The 4,227-nt window shown below is 67.2% G+C and carries 5 protein-coding genes; all 5 read left to right on the forward strand.

Annotated features, from left to right (window positions below; all coding sequences use genetic code 11):
• Positions 1-748: pyridoxal-dependent decarboxylase (locus tag WAN71_RS27540; protein WP_422228358.1), on the forward strand; the 748-nt coding region annotated here is incomplete at its 5' end.
• 180 nt (positions 749-928) lie between these two features.
• On the forward strand, positions 929-2,089 hold the full coding sequence (gene alr / locus WAN71_RS27545) for an alanine racemase (protein WP_422228359.1): 1,161 nt from the start codon (positions 929-931) through the stop codon (positions 2,087-2,089).
• A gap of 71 nt (positions 2,090-2,160) precedes the next feature.
• Positions 2,161-3,210, forward strand: a complete 1,050-nt coding sequence (locus tag WAN71_RS27550) for an alpha/beta fold hydrolase (protein WP_422228361.1) — start codon at positions 2,161-2,163, stop codon at positions 3,208-3,210.
• Positions 3,211-3,223: 13 nt separating this feature from the next.
• A complete protein-coding gene (gene tsaE, locus WAN71_RS27555) occupies positions 3,224-3,715 on the forward strand; it encodes a tRNA (adenosine(37)-N6)-threonylcarbamoyltransferase complex ATPase subunit type 1 TsaE (RefSeq protein WP_422228362.1) in 492 nt (163 codons plus the stop codon).
• On the forward strand, positions 3,712-4,227 hold a 516-nt coding region (tsaB, locus tag WAN71_RS27560), incomplete at its 3' end, for a tRNA (adenosine(37)-N6)-threonylcarbamoyltransferase complex dimerization subunit type 1 TsaB (protein ID WP_422228360.1). The genes tsaE and tsaB, both read left to right, overlap by 4 nt.

The raw sequence follows: 4,227 nt of genomic DNA on the forward strand, positions 1-4,227 counted from the left end.
CACCTACACCGGCGAACTCGAACCGGTCGCTGAGATCTGCGCGGCGCTGGACAAACTGGCCGCCGACGGGGGCGTGGACGTTCCGGTGCACGTCGACGCGGCCAGCGGGGGCTTCGTGGTGCCGTTCCTGCACCCGGAACTCAAGTGGGACTTCCGGCTGCCCCGGGTGGTGTCGATCAATGTCAGCGGCCACAAATACGGGCTGACCTATCCCGGCATCGGGTTCGTCGTGTGGCGTAGCAAGGAATACCTGCCCGATGATCTGGTCTTCCGGGTCAACTACCTGGGCGGGGACATGCCGACGTTCACGCTCAACTTCTCGCGCCCGGGCAACCAGGTGATCGGCCAGTACTACAACTTCTTGCGGCTGGGCCGTGAGGGCTACACGCAGGTCATGCAGAGTTTGTCGGGTACCGCCCGCTGGCTGGGCGAGCAGCTGCACGAAGCCGACCACTGCGAGGTGATCTCGGACGGGTCGGCGATCCCCGTCGTGGCCTTCCGGCTGGCCCGCGGCCTGGGCTACACCGAGTTCGACGTCTCGCACGAGCTGCGGGGCTTCGGGTGGCAGGTGCCCGCCTACACCATGCCCGACAACGCTACCGACGTCTCCGTGCTGCGCATCGTGGTGCGTGAGGGGTTGTCGGCCGACCTGGCCCGGGCGCTGCACGACGACGCCCGCACCGCGCTGGCCTCGCTGGACAAGCTCAAGCCCAGCGGCCACTACAAAGCCGAGCATTTCGCCCACTAATCCGTGGGCGACAACGCGGGCTGCCGGCCGGTAACCGTGGCGGCTCTGCTGATTTGTCGCTCGAAGGGGGGCACATTGTGTGTCCGCCAGCACAGGGACTGCTGTGACTGATGCGACGAGACGGACTAGCGGTGCGACTCTAGGATCGGCCGGCGCCCACGTTCTGGGACAATGGCGGGCGTGGCCGTTACGCCGATATCCCTGACGCCGGGCGTCCTCGCAGAGGCCGTGGTGGACTTGGATGCTATTGCGCACAACGTGCGGGTGTTGCGCGAGCACGCGGGCGATGCGCAAGTAATGGCCGTGGTCAAGGCCGACGGCTATGGTCACGGCGCCACCCGGGTTGCCCGGACCGCGTTGGCCGCCGGTGCCGCCGAATTGGGTGTCGCGACCGTCGACGAGGCGCTGGCGCTGCGCGCCGACGGCATCACCGCGCCGGTGCTGGCCTGGCTGCATCCGCCCGGCCTCGACTTCGGGCCTGCGCTGCTGGCCGACATCGAGATCGCGGTGTCCTCGGTGCGCCAGCTCGAGGAGCTACTGGACGCGGTTCGTCGCACCGGCCGGACGGCCACCGTGACCGTCAAGGTGGATACCGGGCTGAACCGCAACGGCGTCGCCCCCGGGCAGTACCCGGCGATGCTGACCGCGTTGCCTCAAGCCGTCGCCGAGGACGCCGTCCGGCTGCGGGGGCTGATGTCACACATGGTTTACGCAGACGAACCCGACAACCCGATCAATAACGTTCAGGCTCAACGGTTTACCGAGATGGTGACGCAGGCGCGCAGCCAGGGTGTGCACTTCGAGGTAGCTCATCTGTCGAACTCGTCGGCCACGATGTCACGTCCCGACCTGGCCTTCGACATGGTCCGGCCAGGGATCGCGGTGTACGGCCTGAGCCCAGTTCCGAGCCTTGGCGCCATGGGGCTGATACCGGCGATGACGGTGAAATGCGCTGTCGCATTGGTGAAGTCGATTCAAGCCGGTGAGGGCGTGTCGTACGGGCACACCTGGATCGCCGAGCGTGACACCACCGTCGCGCTGATGCCGATCGGCTATGCGGACGGTGTTTTCCGGTCGCTGGGCGGGCGACTGGACGTGCTGATCAACGGCACGCGGCGCCCCGGCGTTGGACGGATCTGCATGGACCAGTTCGTGGTTGACCTCGGTGCGGGGCACGTCGATGTCACCGAAGGCGACGAGGCGATCCTGTTCGGGCCGGGCACGCGGGGCGAGCCGACCGCGCAGGAGTGGGCTGATCTGCTGGACACCATCCATTACGAAGTGGTGACCAGTCCGCGCGGACGTATCACCAGAACCTACCGCGAGGCCGGAAATCGTTGAGCGGTACGAACAATAACGGCTCCCACGCGGACAGGGCCGGCCTGGCGCGATGGCTGGCAGGTGCCGCGGGCCTGGGCGCGATAGGCACCATCGCAGGGGTTACGGCGGCCCACTCGATGACCCGACGTGCGGAAATCGAAGACCCTTATGTCAACGAGGATTTCGAGGCGCTCGATGGCGACCGCAGTTATGTGGTGACAACGCCTGACGGCGTGCCGCTGGCGGTCCGCGAGGTCGGGCCCACTGACGCGCCGCTGACCGTGGTTTTCGCGCACGGATACTGCCTTCGGATGGGCGCCTTCCACTTTCAGCGCATGCGACTGTTCGACGAATTGGGTCCGCAGGTCCGAATGATTTTCTACGACCAGCGCGGCCACGGCCGATCCGGCGAGGCGCCGCCGGAAACCTACACGATCACCCAGCTGGGCATGGACTTAGAGACGGTGCTGCAAGTGATCGCGCCGCGCGGCCCGATCGTGGTGGTCGGCCATTCGATGGGTGGGATGACCGTGTTGTCGCACGCGCGGCAGTACGCCCACCACTACGGCAACCGCATCGTCGGAGCCGCGTTGATTTCGTCTGCGGCTGAAGGGGTGGCGAAGTCGCCGCTGGGCGAAATTCTGAATAATCCAGCGCTAGAAGCCGTTCGGCGAGCGGCGCGGTCGGCGCCCAAGCTGGTTCAACGCGGCCGCAACGTGGGCCGCTCGGTGATCGGGCCGATCCTGCGGGCGGCGTCCTACGCCGACTGGAATGTCAGCCCGAGCATCGTGGCGTTTTCAGAGAGGATGATGCTCGACACCCCGATCCCGACCATGGTCGAGTTCTCGCACGCCTTGGAAGTACACGACGAAACGGCTGGGCTGCCAACGCTGGCGAACATTCCGACATTGGTCGTCTGCGGCGACCACGACTTGGTCACCCCCGACGAATACTCGAAGAAAATAGCCGACGCGCTGCCGGACTCCGAGCTGGTCATCGTGGCCAGATCAGGTCATTTGGTGTTGCTGTCCAAGCCGGAACCGATCAACGACGGGTTGGTGCGGCTGGTCAAGCGGGCGACACCGGGCAGATTCGCAGCGCTGAGCCAGCGGTGGCGCGATCGGATCCGGCGTCGTGACTGAGGGTCGGTCCGGCATGGCGACGCTGCCAGGCGTCGAAGACACCGTTGCGCTCGGGTCGCGTCTGGGCGGCCAGCTGCGCGCCGGGGATGTCGTGGTGCTTTCCGGCCCGCTTGGCGCTGGAAAAACCGTGCTGGCCAGGGGAATTGCCGCCGCGATGGATGTCGACGGGCCGGTCACGTCACCGACGTTTGTACTGGCGCGGGTGCATCCGGCACGACAGACCGGCGCCCCGGCGATGATCCATGTCGACGTCTACCGATTGCTGGAGCACACCGGCGCCGATCTGCTCGACGAGCTCGAATCTCTGGATCTGGACACCGAACTCGACGATGCGGTGGTCGTGATGGAGTGGGGCGAGGGCCTTGCCGAACGGTTGTCCGATCGGCACCTGGACGTCCGCCTCGAACGCCTCACCAACTCCGACGTGCGGACCGTGACCTGGCAATGGAGCTGCCGCGCCGGCGACGATGCAGAGCGTAGCGATGAGGAGGAGCGGCGCACATGAGCGGACGCAGCCGCGTCGTGTTGGCCATCGACACCGCGACTCCCGCCGTCACGGCGGGCATCGTGGCCGATGGCGACTTACTGGCCGAACGGGTCAGCGTCGACGCCCGGGCGCACGCCGAACGGCTCACCCCGAATGTGTTGGGCGCCTTGGCTGATGCCGGGCTGCAGATGGCCGACCTGGACGCTGTGGTGGTGGGCTGTGGCCCGGGGCCGTTCACCGGCCTGCGGGTGGGTATGGCGACGGCTGCGGCCTACGGGCACGCGCTTGGCATCCCGGTGCACGGAGTCTGCAGCCTCGATGCCATCGGCGGGCAGACCACCGGCGAGACGTTGGTCGTCACCGATGCCCGCCGGCGCGAGGTCTACTGGGCTCGCTATCGCGACGGCGTTCGGATCGACGGCCCGGCCGTCAGCGCCCCGGCCGACGTCGACCCTGGTGCTGCGCGGTCGATTGCCGGCTCGCCCGAGCATGCCGCACTGTTCGGGCTGGCGCTGTGCGAACCGTCGCAC

Origin of the sequence: Mycobacterium sp. (genome assembly GCF_049280035.1) — a bacterium.
In the GTDB taxonomy this organism is placed as follows: Bacteria; Actinomycetota; Actinomycetes; order Mycobacteriales; family Mycobacteriaceae; genus Mycobacterium.

Excerpts from the sequence above, each read along its gene's own strand:
- tsaE (WP_422228362.1), top strand. The coding sequence starts at position 3,224 with ATGGCGACGCTGCCAGGCGTCGAAGACACCGTTGCGCTCGGGTCGCGT.